We start from the raw sequence: 20420 nt of genomic DNA on the forward strand, positions 1-20420 counted from the left end.
GGTGGCCGAGTGGCAAGAGTGCGGTTGAGCGTGGCGGAGCGGCGTGAGGAGTTGCTGCAGGCCGCCGTGGAGCAGATAGAGGCGCGGGGCGTGGCGGCGGTCAGGATCGCCGACGTGGCCGCGGCGCTCGGAGTGAGCAACGCGCTGGTGCTCTACCACTTCGCCACGAAGGAGAAGCTGGTCGCCGCCGCGTTCACGCATGCGGCCCAGGGCGATCTGGCCCGTCTGCGACGGGTCCTCGGACGCCGTACGACGGCGCTGCGCCGGCTGCGGGCCGCCGTGCGCTGGTACGCGCCGACCGGCCAGGCCAAGGGCTGGCGACTGTGGATCGAGGGCTGGGCGGCGGCGCTGCGCGAGCCCGCGCTGCAGGAGGTCACGCGGGACCTGGACCGAGAGTGGAAGGCCGCCATCGCCGAGGTCATCGCGGAGGGCGTGGCCGCCGACGAGTTCCGCTGTCCGGACCCCATGGGCGCAGCCCTGCGTCTGACGGCCCTCCTCGACGGGCTCGCCGTGCAGATGACGTCGTACCGCGGCGCGGTCTCACGCGCGCGTGCCCAGGAGTGGGTGGACGAGGCGCTCGCCCGGGAACTGGGGCTGGAGCGGGAGGCATTGACGGCGTCGTCGCGCTGACGCCGGCGCACGTGTGGGCCGTACCGATCACGCATCGGTACGGCCCACACGTGCACGTCATTCACGAATCCGATCGCAGGTCGCTTGCGAACCGCTCTCAAGCCACCGATTCGATCCGCATCTTGATGTCGTCCGGGGACAGCGCGCCCTTGGCCGTGACGTGGTCCCCCGACGACTCGCCCCGCAGGCGCCGCCCGATCCAGGGCACCAGGTACTCGCGGGCCCATTGGACGTCGTCGCGGCGGATGTCGAGGGTGCCGCGGGGCGGGAGGGGCGGCCAGGGCTGGTCCGGGTCGGCCGGGACCTCCAGGCCGAGGACCTGGCCCGCGCGGAGCGCCACGCGCGTGTGCCCCTCGGGAGACAGGTGGAGCCGGTCGTGGTCCCAGGCCCGGCGGTCCTGAACGGTCTTCAGGGACCACAGGTCGAGCACCGGGCATCCGTACCGGTCGGCGATGGCCCGCACATGACCGTTGTACGTGGCGATCTTGCCGCGCAGATGTCTCAGCACCGGCACGCCACGGGTGTCGAAACCGGTCGTCACCATGACGGTGCCGACCTCGGAGGTGAGCCGGGCGATCGCCCGCTCGAAGCGCTCGGCGACCTCGTCGGGGTCGGTGCCGGGCCTGATGATGTCGTTGCCGCCCGCGCAGAACGAGACCATGTCCGGGGCCAGTTCGACGGCCTTGGGAAGCTGGTCCTCGACGATCTGGTCGAGCAGTCTGCCGCGCACGGCGAGGTTCGTGTAGTTGAAGTCGCCCTCGGGTCGTCGGTCCGCGAGCAGGCCCGCGAACCGGTCGGCCCAACCGACGAACGCCCCGTCGGGGCCGGGGTCGCCGACGCCCTCGGTGAAGCTGTCCCCCACCGCAACGTACGACCCGATCACTGATCTGCTGTCACTCTTCGAATCGTCTGCCACATCGGCCCATGATTCACCTTCGAATGTGACCTACGCGACCGTAGGACGGGGTTGACGATCGGTGAGATAAGCCACTCCTAAAGTGTTCACCAAACGTGGAATAACCCTCTGGTCAGGTGCGTTGTGGGCGCAACCGCCACACAGCCGTGTGCATGCACACCGAAGGCCGGACCCGGGGATCGGGGTCCGGCCTTCGGCAGCGTGTCAGGCAGGTGGTCTCGCGGCGGGCGTCAGCCGAGGGAGACGCCCTTCGAGCGGAGGTAGGCGACCGGGTCCAGGTCCGAGCCGTAGTCCGGGGTGGTGCGGATCTCGAAGTGGAGGTGCGGGCCGGTGACGTTGCCGGTCGCGCCGGAGAGCCCGATCTGCTGGCCCGCCGTCACGGACTGGCCGCTGGAGACGGACAGCGAGGACAGGTGGGCGTACTGGGCGTAGTGGCCGTCGGCGAGCTGGATGACGACCTGGTTGCCGTACGCGCCGCCCCAGCCGGCCGAGACGACGGTGCCCGCGCCGACCGCCTTCAGGGGGTGCCGGTGGGGGCGGAGAAGTCGACACCGGTGTGGTAACCGCTGGACCACATGCTGCCCGCCACCTTGTAGGCGGTGCCGAGGGTGGCACCGTCGAGGGGGGCGGAGAAGCCGCTGGAGGCGCTGGTGTTCTCGGCGCTCTGGGCGGTCGTGTTGGTCTTCGGCGCGGTGGACTTGGACGCCGAGGACTTCGAGGCGGTCGTGTCCGAGGACGACTTCGAAGGCGCGGAGGAGGAAGACGAGGGCGCGGACGACGGCTTGGGGGCGCTCGTCTCGGCCTGCTTGCCGCCGATGGTGAGCTTCAGGCCCGGGTGGATCAGCGCCGGGTCCGCGCCGACGGCCTCGCGGTTGTCGGCGTAGAGCTTCTTCCAGCCACCGCTGACGTTCTGGTCGTCGGCGATCTTCGCCAGGTAGTCGCCGACCTTGACCGCATAGGTCCGCGTGTCCGCCTTCTTGCCGGAGGCCTTCTTCTCGGCCTTCTTCTCGGCGGCCGGAGCGGACTGAACGGCCTTTTCCGAAACGGACTGAGAGGGAGCGGCGTGGGCGCCGGTGGCTCCGATGAGCGGGAGAGCGAGAGCGGCGCCACCGGTTCCGGCGACGGCGATGGAGCGGGTGAAGCGCAGGGACTTCGGGCGGCGATGCTTACCCTTCGCGGGCATGGCGAATTCCTCTCCGGCGCCTGCGAGGTGAGCTGTCGGGTGCGGGCTGGAGATGCCCGGTCGCGTCGGGACGCGACTTGACCCCAAGCCGTTCCGGAGACCGGAACAGGCGGTTGTACCTGTGGGTCCCCTGCTCCTGCCGGGTACGGGTGAGTTAGCGCGGGATCCGGTCGGCGGCAGGATTAGGCGTCCGTCCGGATTGGTGTGGAACGTAAGCGAGGAAGACGCACGGGAACAAGTGAGGGGTTCCGTCCGAATGCGTTCCTGTTGATCCCTTGTGGGAATTACCGGTCACACTCCGTGAATTATCGGGGCATCGCCCGACTCAAAACCCCTCGAAAAGCATGTGAATTACGTGAACATGACGAGCGACGCACGGTCACGAATATGACGCTCCTCACGTGACACTTCTCCAGCTCCCCTTACTCCAGAGCGAGTTGGAATGAATGTGCCAATTCGGACAGAACCCCTAGATGCGACGCAGTCGGATAACCGTCGCATCAAGGTCGCCGCGCAGTCTGGTGTGCAGTCCGTGATGCACCAATACAGCCCCTCGGTGAATTTCGCCCGTTTCAAGGCATTCATACGATGCTGCCGGGTCGAGGGCGCGCAGTCGCAGTGCCGGGACGGGTTCGCCGTAGCTCTGGGCCTGGAGCCAGGCCAGGACGACCGTCTCGTCACCGAGCACGTACTGCACGGCGCTCAGCCCACCCGCCGGAGGCCGCAGGCGATAGAGGTCGCCGCGCTGCACCAAGGGCCGGATCTGCTTGTAGAGCGTCACCCACTCCTTCGCTTCGGCGAGGTCCTCCTCGGCCCACCGGGTGAGGTCGCCGCCGACGCCGAGCACACCGGCCATGGCGCTCACGAACCGGAAGCGCAGAAAGGCCGCCCGGTGGTTGAGCATGGCGTTCGGACTGTCGGTGACCCAGGCGGCCATGGCCCTCGCCGGGTGGATCTGGCTGAAGCCGTGCTGGATCGCGAGCCGGTCGAGAGGGTCGGTGCTGTCCGAGGTCCACACCTGGTCGGTACGGCTCAGCACGCCGAGGTCGATCCGTCCGCCGCCGCCCGAGCAGGACTCGAAGGCGACGCCGGGGTGAGCGGCGCGCAGCCGGTCCAGCAGGCCGTACAAGGCGCGCACATGGTCGACCCACAGACGCTGCGGGTACGCCTCGCCGGGCCAGCCGGCGTCGGTGAAGCAGCGGTTGAAGTCCCACTTCACATAGTCGATCGGGGCACTGGAGAGGAGTCCGTCGAGCTGCTCCCAGAGGTACTGCTGGACGTCGTCGCGCGCGAGATTCAGTACGAGCTGATTGCGAAGCTCCGTCCGCTTTCGTCCCGTTTGATGCTGAACCCATTCGGGATGGGCCCGATACAACTCACTGTCCGGATTGACCATTTCCGGTTCGACCCAGATACCGAACTGCATGCCGAGTGCGTGCACGTACTCGGCGAGCGGCTCGAGCCCGGACGGGAAGCGGTCGGGGTTGGGCGTCCAGTCGCCGAGCCCGGCGCGATCGCTGGTGCGCTTCCCGAACCAGCCGTCGTCGACGACGAACAGCTCGACGCCGATGGCCGCGGCCCGCCGCGCGAGCAGGCTCTGCTGCTCCTCGGAGATGTCGAACTCCGTCGCCTCCCAGGAGTTGAACAGCACCGGCCGGTCCTGGTCCGCGTCCGGGATCACGTACGCGCGCTGGTACGCATGCCAGGCGCGGCTGGCCCCGCCGAAGCCGCCGTCGCTCCACAGGCCGGCGAAGACGGGCGTCGTGAAGGACTCCCCCGCCGCGAGGCGCAGCAGGCCCGAGTCGTCGTATCCGGCACCGCCGGTGATCTGCACGCGCGCGTCGGGGAGTTGCGCCACGGCGATACGCCAGGACCCCGACCAGCCGAGGGCGCAGCCGAAGACCTCGCCGCGCTCCTCGGTGGCGTCCGTGTCGAGCGCGACCCAGGGCAGGTGCTGATGCCCGGTGTGTCCGCGGCGGCTGCCGATGACCTTCTCACCGTAGGTGAGTGGGGCCTGCGCAAGCCGGGACTCGGCGCCCCACCGGCCGTGCAGCTGGGACAACCGCCAGTCCTCCCGGTCGGGCAGCGTCCAGGTGGCCGAGTCGGCGCGCAGCAGCTCCAGGACAGGTCCCTGGTTGTCCAGGGTCACCCAGCGCTCCACGACGTCTGCGCGCATCCGGTAGTGCAGAGTGACGTTCAGCCCGCCGTCACGAAAGCGCAACCGCAGTTCGTCACCCTCGGTCTCATAGCGTTCGAAACCCCACTCGGTGCCACGCCGGTCGTCGGTGCGCACGGACAGGGCGGGCCGTACGAAGCGGGGGCCGCCCTCGACCGGGTACTCCTCGCGGCCGTCGAGCGGGGACTCGAAGGGCCAGTATTCCGGCAGCGGGCGCACGGCGAGGGCCTCGGCGTCGACGAGGGCGATGCGCGGGCCCCAGTGGAGGTGCAGGAGCTCCTCGGCGTCCGTCAGATGGACGGCGTAGCTGCTGGTCGGCCCGGAGAGGAGCCACGTACGGCCGTTGTCGGAGATCTCCAGCATCAAGCCCCCATAGATCTGAAACAGATACGAACAGTTGCCACCAAGTACCAACATCATCAAGGATTCCGCGGCCCCGGGGCAACGCCTGTGGACAACTCATTGCCCCAGGAAGCCATGTCGTATCGTCGAGAGCGCACCCCGTCGGCCGCATCGCCGAGCCGCGTCGACGGGGTCGACTGGGAGGAGCCCCCGTGACGCAGCAGATCCCGTCGACCGAGCCCGAGTTGGCCGGAGTTCGCAACTTTCGTGACGTGGGCGGACTGCCGACCGTGGACGGGCGGCGGGTGCGGTACGGGGTTCTGTTCCGCAGCGGCCACCTCGCGCACGCGACCGAGGACGACGCAGCCTTCCTCGACACCCTGGGGCTGCACACGATCTTCGACTTCCGCAACGCGGCCGACCAGAAGCTCGAAGGCGCCGATGTGGAACTGCGGGGCGTGCGGAACCTGAACCTGCCGCTGTCCGACCCCGCGGACGGCGCCGAGTTCTGGAAGATGGTCCGGGACGGCAACCTCGACCAACTTCGGGAGATCCTGGCCGACGGCAAGGGCGCCGGCCGGATGATCGCCTCCTACCGCATGATCATCAAGGAGCGCACCGCCGAGCACTCCCAGGTGCTGCACTCCCTCGCGCAGGACAGCGTCCCGGCCCTGATGCACTGCGCGGCCGGCAAGGACCGCGCGGGCCTGTCCATCGCCGTGACGCTGCTCGCCCTCGGCGTCGAGCGCGAGGCGATCCTCGCCGACTACCTGGAGTCGAACGCCAAGCACCGCCGCTACAAGGTGCGCCGCAGCGGCAGCGACGCCTCGACCTACTCGCCCGAGGTCATGGAGCTGCTCAGCCCCCTGTTCGACGCGCGGGCCGAGTATCTGACGGCGGCCTTCGACACGATCGACGCGGCGTGGGGCGGCGTCGACCCGTACCTGGAGCAGGGCCTGCGGCTCACCGCGGAGACCCGGGAGCGGCTGCGGGAGCGCCTGCTCGACTGACGCCGGGCGGCCGGCGGCGCGCCCGCCTGCACATCCGCGCCGCGCGGACCGGCTACTGCTGCGCGCCCATCTCGAACAGCAGGTAGATGAACGCCGCGAAGACGTGTCCGACCGCGATGTAGATGATGAGCCGCACCCACAGGGCGCGCGGGAACTTCTCCTCCATGTCGCTCATGGCGCCTCTCCAGGGGTGGGGCCCAGACACAGCGTGGCCGTGGGGCTCTGCAGCAGGGTGTGGACGAACAGGAGCTCGACCCCGCCCTGATCCAGGGCGGCGATCCGGTGCGGGGTGAGCGAGTCGAAATGAGCGCTGTCGCCGGGCGCGAGCCGGTGCGTGGCGTCCCCGAGGCGCAGCCGCAACCGCCCCTTGAGTACGTGGAGCCACTCCTCGCCGGGATGCACGCGCACGATGTCGCCCTGCGAGCCGTACGGCACGTGCACGCGCAGGGCCTGCATCCCGCGCCCGGACGCCCCCGCCTGCCAGTACGTCCAGCCGCCGGCCGCGGTCGGCTCCATGTCGGCGGCACGCACCACGGCGTCCCGGTCGGCGACCGTCTCACCGAGCAGCTCGGAGACGGTCGTACCGTAGATACGTGCGAGTGCGAGCAGCATCGGCAGCGAGGGCTGGCGCTGCCCGGTCTCCAGGCGGGACAGGTGCGCGGGCGACAGACCGGCTGCGCGGGCCGCGGCCTCCAGGGTGAGGGAGGCACGGCGGCGCAGCGCGCGAAGCCGGGGCGCGACGGCGGGCAGGGCATCGACCAGCCCGTCATCAGCCTCGGCCCCGGGTTCCGGCTCACGCTCGGCCTCGGGTTCTGGCTCGGTCTCGGGAGAGCTCATGCTCTCCATTCAGCCGGAGAATTGCCTCTGCGGCAAATTTCTTGCCTCGAAGGCAAAAGACGGAGATCCCCGGCCGTCAGCGGTTGGCGACCGCCTGCTTGATCAGCGTCTTGCCGAAGTCCCACATCAGCCCGCCCCCGCTGTGGGCATCATCCATCACGTCCGTGAAGGCGTCGACGAACCGGTCCACCTCGCGCTCGCCGATGACAAGCGGCGGGATCAGCTTGATCACCTCCAGGTGGTCCCCGGAGACCTGGGTGAGGATCCGGTGCCGCCGCAGCAGCGGCACGACGACCATCTGCGCGAACAGGCCCTTGCGCGCGGCCTGCAGCATGGTCCAACGGCTCCGCAGCTTCAACGAGTCGGGCCTGCCGAACTCGATGCCGATCATCAGGCCCCGGCCACGGACGTCGGCGAGCAGCTCGTACTTGTCGATCAGTGCCGCGAGCCGGGACCTCAGCTGCTCCCCGGTCGCCCGCGCGTTCGCGACGATCTGCTCGTCCTCGATGACCGACAGCACGGCGAGCCCGGCGGCCATGGCCTGTGCGTTGGATCCGAAGCTCGCCGAGTGGACGAGCACGCGGTCCATGGACGAGTAGACCTTCTTGAAGATCCAGTCCCTGCCGAGGGTGGCACCCACCGGCACATATCCGCCGGAGAGCGCCTTGGCCACACACACCAGGTCCGGCTCCACACCGTCCTCGTGCTGGTAGGCGTAGAAGTCCCCGGTACGGCCCAGTCCCGTCTGCACCTCGTCGGCGATGAGTAGCGCCTTGTGCTTGTGCAGCAGTTCCTGGGCGGCCCGCAGATAGCCGGGCGGGGCTTCATGCACGCCCTTGCCCTGGATCGGCTCGACGATCAGGGCGGCGACGTCGCCCTTCTTCAACTCCCTTGCCAGGGTGTCGAGATCGCCGAGCTGTACGGCCGTGTCGGGCAGCAGAGGGGCGAAGCCGTCCCGGAAGCCGGACTCGCCGTTGACCGACAGCGAGCCGGTGGTCAGTCCGTGGAATGCGTGGTCGCAGTACAGAATCCTGGGCTTGCCGGTGACGAACCGCGCGAACTTCAGCGCTGTCTCCACCGCCTCCGTACCGCTGTTGCCGAAGAACACCCGGTCCAGGTGCGGGCTGTGTGCGAGCAGCTTCTCGGCCAGCAGCCCGGGCAGCGGCTGGCAGTCGAAGCGGGTGAGGTCGGCGAGCTGGGCGTCGAGGACGTCGTGCAGCGCCTTGCGGACGACGGGGTGGTGGCGCCCCAGGCCCATCACCCCGAATCCGGCGAGCATGTCCAGATAGTCGTCGCCGTCCGCGTCCCAGAAATAGGCGCCCTCGGCCCGCTCGTAGACCTTGTCGAAGCCGATGGTGTGCAGCATGCGCGGGAGCTGGTGGTTGAGGTGCCTGGTGTGCAGCTCGTAGCGCTCGGCTCCGCGCTCGGCAAGGAGTCTGCCGAGGTCGAACTCCGTGGTCATTCGGCCTTCTCCTTGGCTGCTCTCTCCTGGACTGCGTTCTCCTTGACTGCCTTCTTCTTGACCGGCACGACGGCACGACCCTCATGGCCGCCGGCACGACCGTCATGACCGCCCTCGGCCTCCTTCAGGGCGAGGCTCGCGCTGATCCGTCCGGCGACCTCCACGGGCGTGAGCCCGATGTCGGCGAGCACCTCACCCCGCTTGGCGTGCGCGAGGAACTGCTCCGGGATGCCGAACCGCCGTACGGGCACGTCGACTTCCGCGTCACCCAGCGCGAGCGCCACGGCGGAGCCGACTCCGGACGCGCGGCTGTTGTCCTCGACGACGGCCACCAGCCGGTGTTCGGCGGCGAGCGGCGCGAGTGCGGGGTCAACCGGCTTGACCCACCGCGGGTCGACGACGGTGCAGTTGATGCCGCGTGCCTGGAGCAGCTCGGCGGCCTTGAGGCACACCGGCGCCATCACGCCGACGGCTACGAGGAGGACCTCCGGCTCGCCCGCGTCCCGGTGCAGCACGTCCAGGCCGCCCACCCGGTCCACCGCCGGGATCGACGGTCCGACCGACTCCTTGGGGAACCGGACCAGCGTGGGCGCGTCGTCGACGGCCACCGCCTCCCGCAGCTGGGCCCGCAGCTGGTCGGAGTCGCGCGGCGCGGCGATCCTGAGGCCGGGCACGACCTGGAGGATCGACATGTCCCACATGCCGTTGTGGGAAGGCCCGTCGGCGCCCGTGACGCCGGCCCGGTCGAGCACGAAGGTCACCCCGCACGCGTGCAGCGCGACGTCCATCAGCAGCTGGTCGAAGGCACGGTTCAGGAACGTGGCGTAGATGGCGACGACGGGATGCACCCCGCCCGTCGCGAGCCCCGCAGCGGACACGGCCGCGTGCTGCTCGGCGATGCCGACGTCCCAGACCCGGTCCGGGAACCGCTCCGCGAACTTGCCGAGCCCAACGGGATGCAGCATGGCCGCCGTGATCGCCACGACGTCCTCGCGCTCCTCGCCGATCCGCACGATCTCGTCGCCGAACACCGACGTCCACGAAGGTCCGTTGGACGGCGCGAGCGGCTCACAGGTCAGCGGGTCCATCACACCGACGGTGTGGAAGTGGTCCTCCTCGTGGGCGAGGGCGGGTTCATAGCCGCGCCCCTTCTCCGTGAGGCAGTGGATCAGCACCGGCCCGTGGAAGCGCTTGGCCCGCCGCAGCGCGGACTCGACGGCGCCGATGTCGTGCCCGTCGATCGGGCCGACGTACTTCAGACCCAGGTCCTCGAACATGCCCTGCGGCGCGAAGGCGTCCTTGAAGCCCTTCTTCGCGCCGTGCAGCGACTCGTAGATCGTGTTGCCCACCAGCGGTGTCCGCAGCAGTACGTCCTTGCCCCAGGCCAGGACCCTCTCGTAGCTGTCGGTCGTGCGCAGGGTGGCCAGGTGGTTGGCCAGGCCGCCGATGGTGGGCGCGTACGAGCGTTCGTTGTCGTTGACGACGATGATCAGGGGCCGGTCCTTGGCGGCCGCGATGTTGTTGAGCGCCTCCCAGGCCATGCCGCCGGTCAGCGCCCCGTCGCCGATCACCGCGACGACGTGCCCCTTCTCGCCCTGCACCTGACGCGCCTTGGCCAGCCCGTCGGCCCAGCCGAGCGCGGTGGAGGCGTGGCTGTTCTCGACGATGTCGTGCTCGGACTCCTCCCGCGACGGGTAGCCGGACAGGCCGCCCTTGCCGCGCAGCTTGGAGAAATCCTGACGCCCCGTCAAAAGCTTGTGTACGTAGCTCTGGTGACCGGTGTCCCAGACGATGCGGTCGACCGGCGACTCGAAGACCCGGTGGAGCGCGATGGAGAGTTCCACCACCCCCAGATTGGGTCCGAGATGTCCACCGGTCCTGGCGACCGCGTGCACCAGGAACTCCCTGATCTCGTCGGACAGTTCACCGAGTTCCGCCTCGGACAGCGCCTTCAGGTCGCGTGGTCCCCGGATGCTCTCCAGAATCGTCACGCTCGGGCCCCCTCTCGGTCCGTGCCTGGCTTCAGCTCACAGTCACTTCTGGTTTCCCCGTGACGATGGAGGCGCCCATGGCGTCCCCGTCCTGCTCCATCTGCTCGGCGATCTTCATCGCCTCTTCGATCAGGGTCTCGACGATCCTGGACTCGGGGACGGTCTTGATGACCTCGCCCTTGACGAAGATCTGACCCTTGCCGTTGCCGGACGCGACCCCCAGGTCGGCCTCCCGTGCCTCACCGGGGCCGTTCACCACACATCCCATGACGGCGACACGCAGGGGCACCTCCATGCCCTCCAGGCCCACCGTGACCTCGTCGGCCAGCTTGTAGACGTCGACCTGCGCACGCCCGCACGACGGGCAGGAGACGATCTCCAGGCGCCGCTGCCTGAGGTTCAGGGACTCCAGGATCTGGATGCCCACCTTGACCTCCTCGGCCGGCGGGGCCGACAAGGAGACCCGGATGGTGTCGCCGATGCCCTGGGACAGCAGGGCGCCGAAGGCGACGGCCGACTTGATCGTGCCCTGGAAGGCCGGGCCCGCCTCCGTCACGCCGAGGTGGAGCGGGTAGTCGCACTGGGCCGCGAGCTGCTTGTACGCCTCGACCATCACGACCGGGTCATTGTGCTTGACCGAGATCTTGATGTCCCGGAAGTCGTGCTCCTCGAAAAGCGACGCCTCCCACAGCGCCGACTCGACCAGGGCCTCCGGCGTCGCCCTGCCGTACTTCTGCAGCAGCCGCTTGTCGAGCGACCCGGCGTTCACGCCGATGCGGATCGGCGTGCCGTGGTCCTTGGCCGCCCGCGCGATCTCCTTGACCTTGTCGTCGAACTGCTTGATGTTGCCCGGATTGACACGTACGGCCGCACAGCCGGCCTCGATCGCCGCGAACACGTACTTCGGCTGGAAGTGGATGTCCGCGATCACCGGGATCTGGGACTTCCGGGCGATCGTGGCGAGCGCGTCCGCGTCGTCCTGCGTCGGACACGCCACGCGCACGATCTGGCAGCCAGAGGCCGTGAGCTCCGCGATCTGCTGGAGAGTGGCACCGATGTCCGACGTACGCGTCGTCGTCATCGACTGCACCGACACAGGGGCACCGCCCCCGACCGCCACCGGGCCGACCTGGATCTGCCGCGACACACGCCGCTCGGCGATAGGCCGGATGGGTACCTCGGGAACGCCCAAGGAGATGGCGGTCATGGCGTCACTCCCGGTTTCCGGAGACCGTCTCGCGCATGGCGCGCAGCGACTCCTTGAGCGAGCCCATGGTGGCGAGGACAGCGGTGGGCTCGTAGCCGCAGTGCGCCATGCAGTTGGCGCAGCGCGGGTCCTTGCCGCGGCCGTACTTGTCCCAGTCGGTCTCCTCGATCAGCTCGCGGTACGTCGGGACGTACCCGTCGCTCATCAGGTAGCAGGGGCGCTGCCAGCCGAACAGGGAGTAGTTCGGGATCGCCCAGGCGGTGCACGGGAAGTCGACCTTGCCCTCAAGGAAGTCGAGGAACAGCGGCGAGTGGTTCAGCCGCCACTTGCGGCGGTTGCCGCCCGCGAAGGCCTTCTTGAACAGCTCACGGGTCTGCTCGACGCCGAGGAAGTGCTCCTGGTCGGGGGCCTTCTCGTAGGCGTAGGCGGGCGAGATCATCATCTCGTCGACCTTGAGGTCGTCGTTGAGGAAGTTGAGCACCTCGATGATGGTCTGCGGGGTGTCGGTGTTGAAGAAGGTCGAGTTGGTGGTGACCCGGAAGCCGCACCGTTTGGCCTCCTTGATCGCCTCCACGGCCTCGTCGAACACACCCTCCTTGGCCACGGACTCGTCGTGGCGCTCGCGAAGGCCGTCGATGTGCACGGCGAAGGCGAAGTAGGGCGAGGGCTTGAACTTTTCCATCTTCTTGCGCATCAGCAGGGCGTTGGTGCACAGGAAGACGTACTTCCGCTTGGCCACCAGCTGCCGCACGATCTCGTCGATCTGCGGATGCATCAGCGGCTCACCGCCGGCGATGGACACCATCGGCGCACCGGATTCGAGCACCGCTCCCACGGCCTGGGCCACCGGCATGCGCTGCTTGAGCACTCCGGCCGGGTGCTGGATCTTGCCGCAGCCCTCGCACTTGAGGTTGCAGGCGAAGAGCGGTTCCAGCTCGACGATCAGCGGAAACTTGTCCCGCCTGCGGAGCTTTTGTTCAGCCAAGTAAGTAGCGACCTTGATGGACTGACGCAGCGGCATGGCCATCTGGCTCACCTCCTGGGGAGCAGCAAAGAACGGTGCCATTCAAAGAATGCGGGTAGAACGGAACGAAGGACGCGGAAAGCCGATATTCCACCGCGCAACGTGCCGATCCGGACGAGTTCATGTTCTGGAGCGTCCACGACCACCCGGACGGCCGCAACCGGGCGCTCGCCCGCGCGCACGGCGCTCAGGAGCGTGGCCGCCGATTCCATGTCGACCGCGATTGCGCCGGTCGAGAGCAGATCGGACCGTTCCTGACCACGGATGATGTGATCAGAGCCGGTGAGAGGCCCGGTGTGGACGGTGCGGCCGGGAATGGTCCGCGCGAGCTCTTTGACGAGTAGGTCGGTCCCGACGCACGGAATGGTTCCCCCCGGATCCCGGGTCTCCTCGGCGACGACCAGGTCGCCGGGATGCATTCCGGGAGCGAGCCCCGCGCAGAACCCCGTGGCGAGCACGGCCGCATCGCTGAGGGCAGGGTCGCCCAGGATCCGGGTGACGGAGCGTTCGGCCGCCCGGGGGCCCATGCCGGTCCGCAGCACGGTGACCGGCCCGCCGGCGCCGCCGCGATCGCTCGTGCGCAGGGCGAACTGCTCGATGCCGAGCGCGCAGGCGATCAGCAGCGGGGCCGGGGCGGGCTGTGGGCTCATCAGCTCACCCTGGCCTCGACGAGGGACGGCTCGGGCTTCTCGGCGAAGGGCTCTCCATGGACGTACCGGCCGAGTGCGGTGAGCGGGAAGACCTGCCGGTAGAGGTGGTAGTTGATCGAGAAGTCCCAGGGGAATCCGGTGCCGGTGAAGTACGGCTCGTCCCAGGAGCCGTCCTCCCGCTGGGTGGCCGCGAGCCACCCGACGCCGCGCTCGACGGCCTTGGAGTCCTTCTCCCCCGCCGCCAGCAGCGCCATCAGCGCCCATGCGGTCTGCGAGGCCGTGGAGGCGCCCTTGCCGCTCCACTCCTTGACGTATCTGTAGGAGCGCAGGTCCTCGCCCCAGCCGCCATCGTCGTTCTGGACGGACTCCAGCCAGCTCACCGCGCGGCGGATCGCCGGGTGCGAGCCCGGGAAGCCGGCCGCCACCAGGGCGGGTACGACGGATCCGGTGCCGTAGACGTAGTTCACGCCCCAGCGCCCGAACCACGAGCCGTCCGGCTCCTGCTCGGCGAGCAGCCACTGGATGCCGCGCCGGGTGCGCGGGTCGTGAGCGAGGCCCTCGACGGCCAGCATCTCCACCACGTGGGCCGTGACGTCCGCCGACGGCGGGTCGATGACCTCGCCGAAGTCGCAGAACGGCAGCCGGTTGGGGAAGGGGCTGGTGTTGTCGACGTCGAAGGCGCCCCACGCCCCGTTCCTCGACTGCATCCCGAGGTTCCAGCGCACCCCGCGGCCGATCGCCCGCTCCATCCGCTCCGGGTCGTGGTGCCTGACCCGGCGCAGCGCCAGGACCACCTCGGCGGTGTCGTCGATGTCGGGGTAGTTGTCGTTGTGGAACTCGAACGCCCAGCCGCCCGGCGGCAGTTGGGGCCGCTTGACCGCCCAGTCACCGGGCCGGACGATCTCCTCGCCCAGCATCCAGTCGGCGGCCTTGACGAGCTGCGGATGGTCGGCGGGCACACCCGCGTCGGCCAGCGCGATGGTCGCGAGGCAGGTGTCCCAGACCGGCGACTGACATGCCTCGATCATCCGGGCCCCGTCCTCGCGCCAGACGGCGAAGCGGTCCAGTGATGCCAGCCCCTCGCGCATCACGGGGTGCTGGAGGTCGTAGCCGAGCAGATGCAGGGCGATGATCGAGTACACCGCCGGCGGCTGGATGCCTCCCCAGCAGCCGTCGTTCTCCTGCCGCTCGATGATCCAGCGGGCGGCGCTGTTCATGGCCGCTCTGCGCAGCTTGCGCGGGGCGACCTTGCGCAGCTGGTGCAGTGCCTTGTCGAGCCGCTGGAAGGCGCCGTCCCAACTTGCCGCGGGAGCAAGGGGCTTGGGCGGGTTGGGGCGGGCCGGGTCGGTGTGCAGTTCGTCGAGCGGGAAGGGCGCGGGCCGTACCGGGCGCTTCGCGGAGACGACCGTCAGGGGGACGATGGTCTGCCGGGCCCAGCAGCCGAAGTCGTAGATGTTGAGCGGGACCCACTTGGGGAAGTAGATGAGCTCCGGCGGGAGTTCGGGCAGGTCCTCCCACTTCCACCAGCCGAACAGGGCGAGCCAGATCCGGGTGAACACGCGGGAGGCGGCGATGCCGCCCTGCTCGCGGACCCATGCGGAGGCCTTCGCCATGTGCGGGGCGTCGGGCGTGTCGCCGGCCAGGCGGAGGGCGACGTAGGCCTCGACGGTGGCGGAGAGTTCGCCGGGCGCGCCGTAGAAGGTGCCCCAGGTGCCGTCCTCGCGCTGCTCGCCCCGGATGAAGAGCGCGGCGGCCTGCGTGGTCTTCTCGTCTCGGATGCCCAGGAACTGACGGAGCAGCAGGTCCTCGGCGTCCATGGTGACGTTCGTCTCGAGGTCGCCCTTCCACCAGCCCTGGGCGTCCTGCTGCGCCAGCAGGAAGTCGGTGGCGCGCCGGGCGGCGCGTACGGCGGCTTCGTGGACCCCGGCCGCCACGGGGGCTTCCCTGTCGGTGTCGCTGGCCGCGGCTGCCCGGGGTGGCAGTGCCCCGGTGCTTCCGTCGGTCGTCGCTGTCATGGCTTCCCCTTCGTGCAGTGCTACTGGTGTGCGTCTGCTGTGGGTCCGCCGTCGGCCGGTGCGCTGTTCACGCGGCACCGGCCGGCGACTAAGCGAGGGTTATTCGACCGATACTGATCATCTCTTTTCGCCCGCTGGTGATCATCTCTTTCGTACGACGACGAAGTCGGCGAGTGCCGTGAACTGGTCCCGCACCCGGTCGGGCATGTCCACGGCGTCGAGGGCCTCGACGGCGATGGCGTGCTGTCGGCGCGCCTCACCGGCGGTCCACTCGCGGCCGCCCGCCTCCTCGATGAGGGCGGCGCGGGCGGCGAACTCCTCCTCGGAGAAGTTCTCGAAGTCGCTGCTCTTGGCGTCGGCGGCAAGGATCTCGCCGAGCTGCTCGGAGGCGGAGCCGCCCGCCGCGAGCGCGGCCACGACCGGCAGGGACTTCTTGCGCTGGCGCAGGTCGCTCCAGGTCTGCTTGCCGGTGGAGACGGGGTCGCCCCAGATGCCGAGGAGGTCGTCGACGGCCTGGAAGGCGAGGCCCAGGTGGTAGCCGTACTTCTCCAGCGTGTCGGCGGTGCGGTCGTCCGCGCCGCCGAGCACGGCGCCGATGGAGCTGGCGCAGGCGAGCAGGGCACCGGTCTTGTTGCCCTCCATCTCCAGGCACTCCTCGACGCTGACGCGGTCGCGGTGCTCGTAGGAGATGTCCTGCGCCTGGCCGTCGATCAGGGCGCGGGTGGCGGTGGTCAGGCGGCGGGTGGCGCGGCCGGCCTCGACGGTGCCGAGCTCCAGCAGGACCTCGTTGGCGAGCGCGAACATGGCGTCGCCGACGAGGATGGCCTGCGCGGGCCCGTGCACCTTCCACACGGTGTCGCGGTGGCGGCGCTGTTCGTCGCCGTCCATCAGGTCGTCGTGCAGCAGCGAGAAGTTGTGGACCAGTTCGACCGCGACGGCGCCGGGGATGCCGGCCTCGGGCTCGGCGCCGGTGACCTCGGCGGAGAGCACCGCGAGGGCCGGGCGTACGGCCTTGCCGCCGTCGCCGGCCGTGGGGTTGCCGTCGGCGTCGATCCAGCCGAAGTGGTAGGCGGAAACGGTGTCCATGGGAGGGGCCAGGCGGTCGATCGCCGCCCGCAGTACCGGCGTGGCCAGGGTCCTACCGCGCTCCAGGAGCGCGGTCACGTCGACCGCGGTCTCTCGAGCGGCCTTCGAGGCCGGGGGCACAGTGGGCACGTTCTCTCCTCTTGTTGCGGTACCGGGGGTGCGGGGGCCTGCCGCCGTGTGCTGGTTCAGCATCACGCCGCCTCCTCTACGTCGAAGAGGTGGCTGGGGCGGGGCCGGCCCAGGGCGCTCAGCGCGGCGCCGGCCGCACTCACGCCACTGCGGACCGCACTCTCCATGGTCGCGGGCCACCCTGTGGCGGTCCACGCTCCGGCCAGATACAGACCGGGTGCCTTGGTACGAGCGCCGGGCCGCAGCCGCCCGACGCCGGGAGTGGGAGCGAACGTCGCCGTACGCTCCCTGGTCACGAAGAAGTCCTTCACCTGCGCGCCCCGCGCCTTGGGCAACAGCCGCTCCAGCTCGGGCAGATACCGCTCGCGCAGTGCGGCGACGGGTGTTTCGATCTCGTCCTGCGCGGCCGACTGGGACAGGGCAAGGTACTGGCCGTCCCGCAGCCCGGAGGCGGCGGTGCGGTCGAACACCCATTGCACCGGGGTGCCGAGCGCCGCGAAGAACGGCCGGCTGAGTACCTGCCGGTCGTAGACGACATGCACGTTCAGGATCGGCGCGGTGCCGATCTCCAGCAGCCGTTCGGGAGCGTCGAGGGCACCCTCGGGCAGCAGGTCGTGGGCCTCACGCTGGGCAACGGCCAGCACGACGGTGTCCGCCCGCAGCGTCTCGCCGGGAACCTGGACGCTCCAACGTCCGTTCTCGTCAGTGGAGATGGAGGTGACTCGTGTACGGACCTCGGTACGAACACCCGCGGAGTCGAGCGCCTTGCGGGCCAGCCGGTCGTGCAGGTCGCCCAGCGGGACATGCGCCCATCCGATGTCGGCCGCGCCCGGGTCGGACAGCAGACCGGTCTTGAACACCATCGCGGCGAGCCCCAGCGAGGCGCCGCCCGCGACCGCGTTGAGGGTGGCGACCCCGACCAGGTCCCACAGGGCCTCGACGGCACGCGCCGACTGACCGTGCGCGGTCAGCCAGCTGCCGAAGTCCTGGGTGTCCAGGGTCGGATCGGCGAGGTCGAGCCCCTTGAGTGCGAGCGCGGCACGCCCGACCTTGGCGCGTTCGGCGAGCGACAGATGCGGATACGTCGCCAGGCTGCGGCCCAGGTGCAGGGGTACGGGCAGCGCGTCGCGCCGCAGCCTGCCCAGGCGCCGCCCTTCGGGCCGCGCGGCGTCGACCACGGGCACGTCGAGGCGGTCCTGCAGCGGTGCGAGCGCCGTGCCCTCGATCCGGTCGAGGAACCAGCGGTAGGCGGTGCAGCAGCGCAGATAGACGTGCTGTCCGTTGTCGACGACCAGGTCGCCGCGCTGGAAGGAGAAGGCCAGGCCACCGAGCCTCGGCCTGCCCTCGATCAGCGTGACACGCACTCCGGCGTCGGCGAGGGCCAGCGCGGCGGTGATGCCGGCGAGCCCGCCGCCGATGACGACGGCGTCCTTCCCGGAGCCTGACGGGATGTCGGCGAGCGACCCTTGTAGCGGCGTGCCGTCGGTCATCGTGCACCCTCCCCTGGCCGACCGCCGTGCAGGTGCTTGAACGGTGCACGGCCGGTCGTCTCAGTCAGGGACGCGACTCGGCAGCGGAGGGTTGCCCGCCACTTTTCGCCGGTGACATCACCTTGGACCGGAATGTCCATCAGGCGCGCCTCCTGACGGCACGGCTGACGGTTCGGCGGGTCGCATGCCGCGCGTCCAGACCGGACAGACCTCGCACGGCGACGTAGGCCTTCTCGCGCCCGGGCAGTGAGACCCTGCCCCGCAGCACGGCCTCCGGGTCGCGCTCGATGCGGTCGAGGAGGCGCAGGTAGATGCCGGCCATCGCGGCGACGCAGGCACCGCTGCGCCGGTCCAGCATGGGCAGCAGCCGGTAGCCCTCGGCGAACAGGGCGCGGGCCCGACGCACTTCGAAGTGCACGAGGCCCGCGAAGTCGGAGCCCTCCGGCGGGGTCGGCCCGCTGAAGCCGGCCGAGCAGCCGAATTTTGCGAGGTCGTCGGAGGGCAGATAGGTGCGTCCGCCCTCGGCGTCCTCGCGGATGTCCCGCAGGATGTTGGTGAGCTGGAGGGCCAGCCCGAGCGTGTCGGCGTACTCGGGTGCGCGCTCGGCGCCGCGCGCGCCGGGCCCGGTGCCGAACACACCGAGCGAGAGCCGTCCGATGGCGCCGGCCACGCAGCGGCAGTAGACCTTCAGGTCGTCCCAGGTCTCGTAGGTCTCGCCGCGTACGTCCATCAGGACACCGTCGATGAGCTCGTCCAGCCCGCCGAGCGGGATCGGGAAGGCGCCGGCGGCGTGGGCGAGGGCGACGGCCACGGGGTCGGTGTCGTCCTCGGCGACCGCTCCGTCGCGGATCCGGGTCAGCAGCTTCCGGGTGTCCTCGAGCCTGGCGATCTTGACGTCACCGCTCAGGGCGCCGTCGCCGATGTCGTCGACCCGGCGCGAGAACGCGTACAGCGCCGACATCGCGCGGCGCTTCGGCGTGGGCAGCAGCCTGATGCCGTAAGCGAAGTTCCGGGCCTGCTGCCCTGTGACGGCCTCGCAGTAGCTGTAGGCGGCGAGTACCGGTGCGGACGCGTGTGGTGCAGACTCCACGGTCCGGATCACCCCTCTCCTCGCAGAGTCACGCCCACCTCGCGCAGCAGCTGGAGCTTGCTGGCCTTGGGCGGGCCGGGAAGTACGTCGTATTCGGCGGCGGCGATCGCACGGACCGCCGCCCTTCCCCCGGCCACGAATCCCGCCAGCAGCAGCTTGAGCCTGCCGTGGACGCTACCCACCAGGGGGGTGCCTTCATTCAGGAGGTCCAGAGCGCGTTCGGCTTCGTATGCAACCAGGGCGCGCACCGATGCGCCTGCTGTTTTTGCCGCCAGATCGGTTTCCTGGACGTGAAAACGCTTCATGTCCTGCGCGGGCAGATAAATCCGGTCACGGCCGAGATCCTCGGCGACGTCCTGGAGGTGCTCGACGAGCTGCAGCGCGGTGCACACCGCGTCGGAACGGCGGATCCGCTCGGGCGTCCCGGTGCCGGTGACGGCGAGGACGAGCCGGCCGACGGGGTTGGCCGACAGTTCGCAGTAGGCAAGGAGATCGTCGTAGGTCTCGTACCGCCCGACGAGCTGGTCCTGGCGGTTCGCGGCGATCAGGCCGAGGAAGGGCGCGGGGGTCAGTGAGCGGCGGCGGACGGTGTACTGCAGGCGGCGCAGCAGGGGGTGGCCGGGGGTGCCGTCGAAGACCCGGCGCAGGTCGGCCTCGAAGGCGTCGAGGAGCGCGAGCCGGTCCTCGGCCTCCTTGGGCGACACGCCGAGCAGACGGGCGTCGGCGCCGCCGGGAGCGAGATCGCCGTCGCCGATGTCGTCCACGAGGCGGGCGAAGCCGTACACGGCCATGAGGTCGGTCCGCCAGGCCTTGGGCAGGAAGAACGGCGCCACGGGGAAGTTCTCCGCGGCGGCCTTGTCGAGTGTGTCGCGCTCCGGTTCACCTGGACGCGCGGATTTTCCCGTCACCGTGGACTGCCCGGCGCAAGGACGGCACATGCTGCGTGGAGCTGGGGAGTTTCCGTAGCCATTGCCGTCACATCTCCCGTTCTACACCGCAGACCCAATGCGCACTATTTCGGACACGCCGCCCGGACGTCCGCGCCGCAGCCCGGAGAGAGGGGTGCCGTGCCTTATCGCCCTACTTGCCGCGTTTCGGTACCGGTACAGCTTACGTTGTACAACGGTGCGGGGCCCGTGGGGGTGTCCTGCACATCACAACAACACACCGATTGGCGTCAAG

The 20420-nt window shown here is 69.8% G+C and carries 17 protein-coding genes, 1 pseudogene and 1 riboswitch; of the genes and pseudogenes, 2 read left to right on the top strand and 16 right to left on the bottom strand.

Features of this window, described 5'->3' with window-relative positions; genetic code table 11:
* Positions 1–9 precede the first annotated feature (9 nt).
* Positions 10–630: a TetR/AcrR family transcriptional regulator gene (locus tag OHO27_RS05590; protein WP_328420859.1), complete on the top strand. Its 621-nt coding sequence runs from the start codon at positions 10–12 to the stop codon at positions 628–630.
* 97 nt (positions 631–727) lie between these two features.
* On the opposite strand, the gene OHO27_RS05595 is transcribed toward OHO27_RS05590, so the two are convergent.
* The 3 genes and pseudogenes from OHO27_RS05595 to OHO27_RS05605 form a co-directional block, all read right to left on the bottom strand.
* On the bottom strand, positions 728–1513 hold the full coding sequence (locus tag OHO27_RS05595) for an SGNH/GDSL hydrolase family protein (protein WP_328430359.1): 786 nt from the start codon (positions 1511–1513) through the stop codon (positions 728–730).
* A 263-nt stretch (positions 1514–1776) separates the two neighbouring features.
* A pseudogene (locus OHO27_RS05600) lies at positions 1777–2729 on the bottom strand (M23 family metallopeptidase).
* Between the two features lie 4 nt (positions 2730–2733).
* Positions 2734–2891, bottom strand: a riboswitch (cyclic di-AMP (ydaO/yuaA leader).
* Positions 2892–3198: 307 nt separating this feature from the next.
* Complete coding sequence (locus tag OHO27_RS05605; RefSeq protein WP_328420861.1) at positions 3199–5268, bottom strand: alpha-galactosidase; 2070 nt, start codon at positions 5266–5268, stop codon at positions 3199–3201.
* A 191-nt stretch (positions 5269–5459) separates the two neighbouring features.
* On the opposite strand from OHO27_RS05605, the gene OHO27_RS05610 reads away from it, so the two are divergent.
* A complete protein-coding gene (locus tag OHO27_RS05610; protein ID WP_328420863.1) occupies positions 5460–6257 on the top strand; it encodes a tyrosine-protein phosphatase in 798 nt (265 codons plus the stop codon).
* Positions 6258–6309: 52 nt separating this feature from the next.
* Here OHO27_RS05610 and OHO27_RS05615 read toward each other — a convergent pair whose 3' ends face one another.
* From OHO27_RS05615 to hpnC, 13 genes are all read right to left on the bottom strand, one after another.
* Positions 6310–6432 (bottom strand): DUF6126 family protein, encoded by a 123-nt coding sequence (locus tag OHO27_RS05615; protein WP_328420865.1) that lies wholly within the window; start codon positions 6430–6432, stop codon positions 6310–6312.
* The gene (locus OHO27_RS05620; protein WP_328420867.1) at positions 6429–7094 is read right to left on the bottom strand and encodes a helix-turn-helix domain-containing protein; all 666 of its coding nucleotides are present in this window, start codon (positions 7092–7094) and stop codon (positions 6429–6431) included. Before OHO27_RS05620 ends, OHO27_RS05615 begins: the two co-directional genes overlap by 4 nt.
* Positions 7095–7170: 76 nt before the next feature.
* On the bottom strand, positions 7171–8556 hold the full coding sequence (locus OHO27_RS05625; protein ID WP_328420869.1) for an aspartate aminotransferase family protein: 1386 nt from the start codon (positions 8554–8556) through the stop codon (positions 7171–7173).
* A complete protein-coding gene (gene dxs, locus OHO27_RS05630) occupies positions 8553–10547 on the bottom strand; it encodes a 1-deoxy-D-xylulose-5-phosphate synthase (RefSeq protein WP_328420871.1) in 1995 nt (664 codons plus the stop codon). Before dxs ends, OHO27_RS05625 begins: the two co-directional genes overlap by 4 nt.
* Positions 10548–10578: 31 nt before the next feature.
* Positions 10579–11754 (bottom strand): flavodoxin-dependent (E)-4-hydroxy-3-methylbut-2-enyl-diphosphate synthase, encoded by a 1176-nt coding sequence (ispG, locus tag OHO27_RS05635; RefSeq protein WP_328420873.1) that lies wholly within the window; start codon positions 11752–11754, stop codon positions 10579–10581.
* Between the two features lie 4 nt (positions 11755–11758).
* The gene (gene hpnH / locus OHO27_RS05640; protein ID WP_328420875.1) at positions 11759–12781 is read right to left on the bottom strand and encodes an adenosyl-hopene transferase HpnH; all 1023 of its coding nucleotides are present in this window, start codon (positions 12779–12781) and stop codon (positions 11759–11761) included.
* Positions 12782–12786: 5 nt separating this feature from the next.
* Positions 12787–13428, bottom strand: coding sequence for a phosphorylase family protein (locus OHO27_RS05645; protein ID WP_328420877.1), 642 nt, complete (start codon positions 13426–13428; stop codon positions 12787–12789).
* On the bottom strand, positions 13428–15443 hold the full coding sequence (gene shc, locus OHO27_RS05650; RefSeq protein ID WP_328420879.1) for a squalene--hopene cyclase: 2016 nt from the start codon (positions 15441–15443) through the stop codon (positions 13428–13430). The genes OHO27_RS05645 and shc overlap by 1 nt, the downstream gene beginning before the upstream one ends.
* 141 nt (positions 15444–15584) lie before the next feature.
* Complete coding sequence (locus tag OHO27_RS05655) at positions 15585–16721, bottom strand: polyprenyl synthetase family protein (RefSeq protein WP_328420881.1); 1137 nt, start codon at positions 16719–16721, stop codon at positions 15585–15587.
* Positions 16721–18148, bottom strand: a complete 1428-nt coding sequence (hpnE, locus tag OHO27_RS05660) for a hydroxysqualene dehydroxylase HpnE (protein WP_328420883.1) — start codon at positions 18146–18148, stop codon at positions 16721–16723. Before hpnE ends, OHO27_RS05655 begins: the two co-directional genes overlap by 1 nt.
* Positions 18145–18288, bottom strand: a complete 144-nt coding sequence (locus tag OHO27_RS05665) for a DUF6380 family protein (RefSeq protein ID WP_328420885.1) — start codon at positions 18286–18288, stop codon at positions 18145–18147. Before OHO27_RS05665 ends, hpnE begins: the two co-directional genes overlap by 4 nt.
* The gene (gene hpnD / locus OHO27_RS05670) at positions 18288–19250 is read right to left on the bottom strand and encodes a presqualene diphosphate synthase HpnD (RefSeq protein WP_328420887.1); all 963 of its coding nucleotides are present in this window, start codon (positions 19248–19250) and stop codon (positions 18288–18290) included. Before hpnD ends, OHO27_RS05665 begins: the two co-directional genes overlap by 1 nt.
* The gene (hpnC, locus tag OHO27_RS05675; RefSeq protein WP_328420889.1) at positions 19247–20176 is read right to left on the bottom strand and encodes a squalene synthase HpnC; all 930 of its coding nucleotides are present in this window, start codon (positions 20174–20176) and stop codon (positions 19247–19249) included. Before hpnC ends, hpnD begins: the two co-directional genes overlap by 4 nt.
* Positions 20177–20420 lie beyond the last annotated feature (244 nt).

The organism is Streptomyces sp. NBC_00443, from assembly GCF_036014175.1.
Taxonomy (GTDB): domain Bacteria; phylum Actinomycetota; class Actinomycetes; order Streptomycetales; family Streptomycetaceae; genus Streptomyces.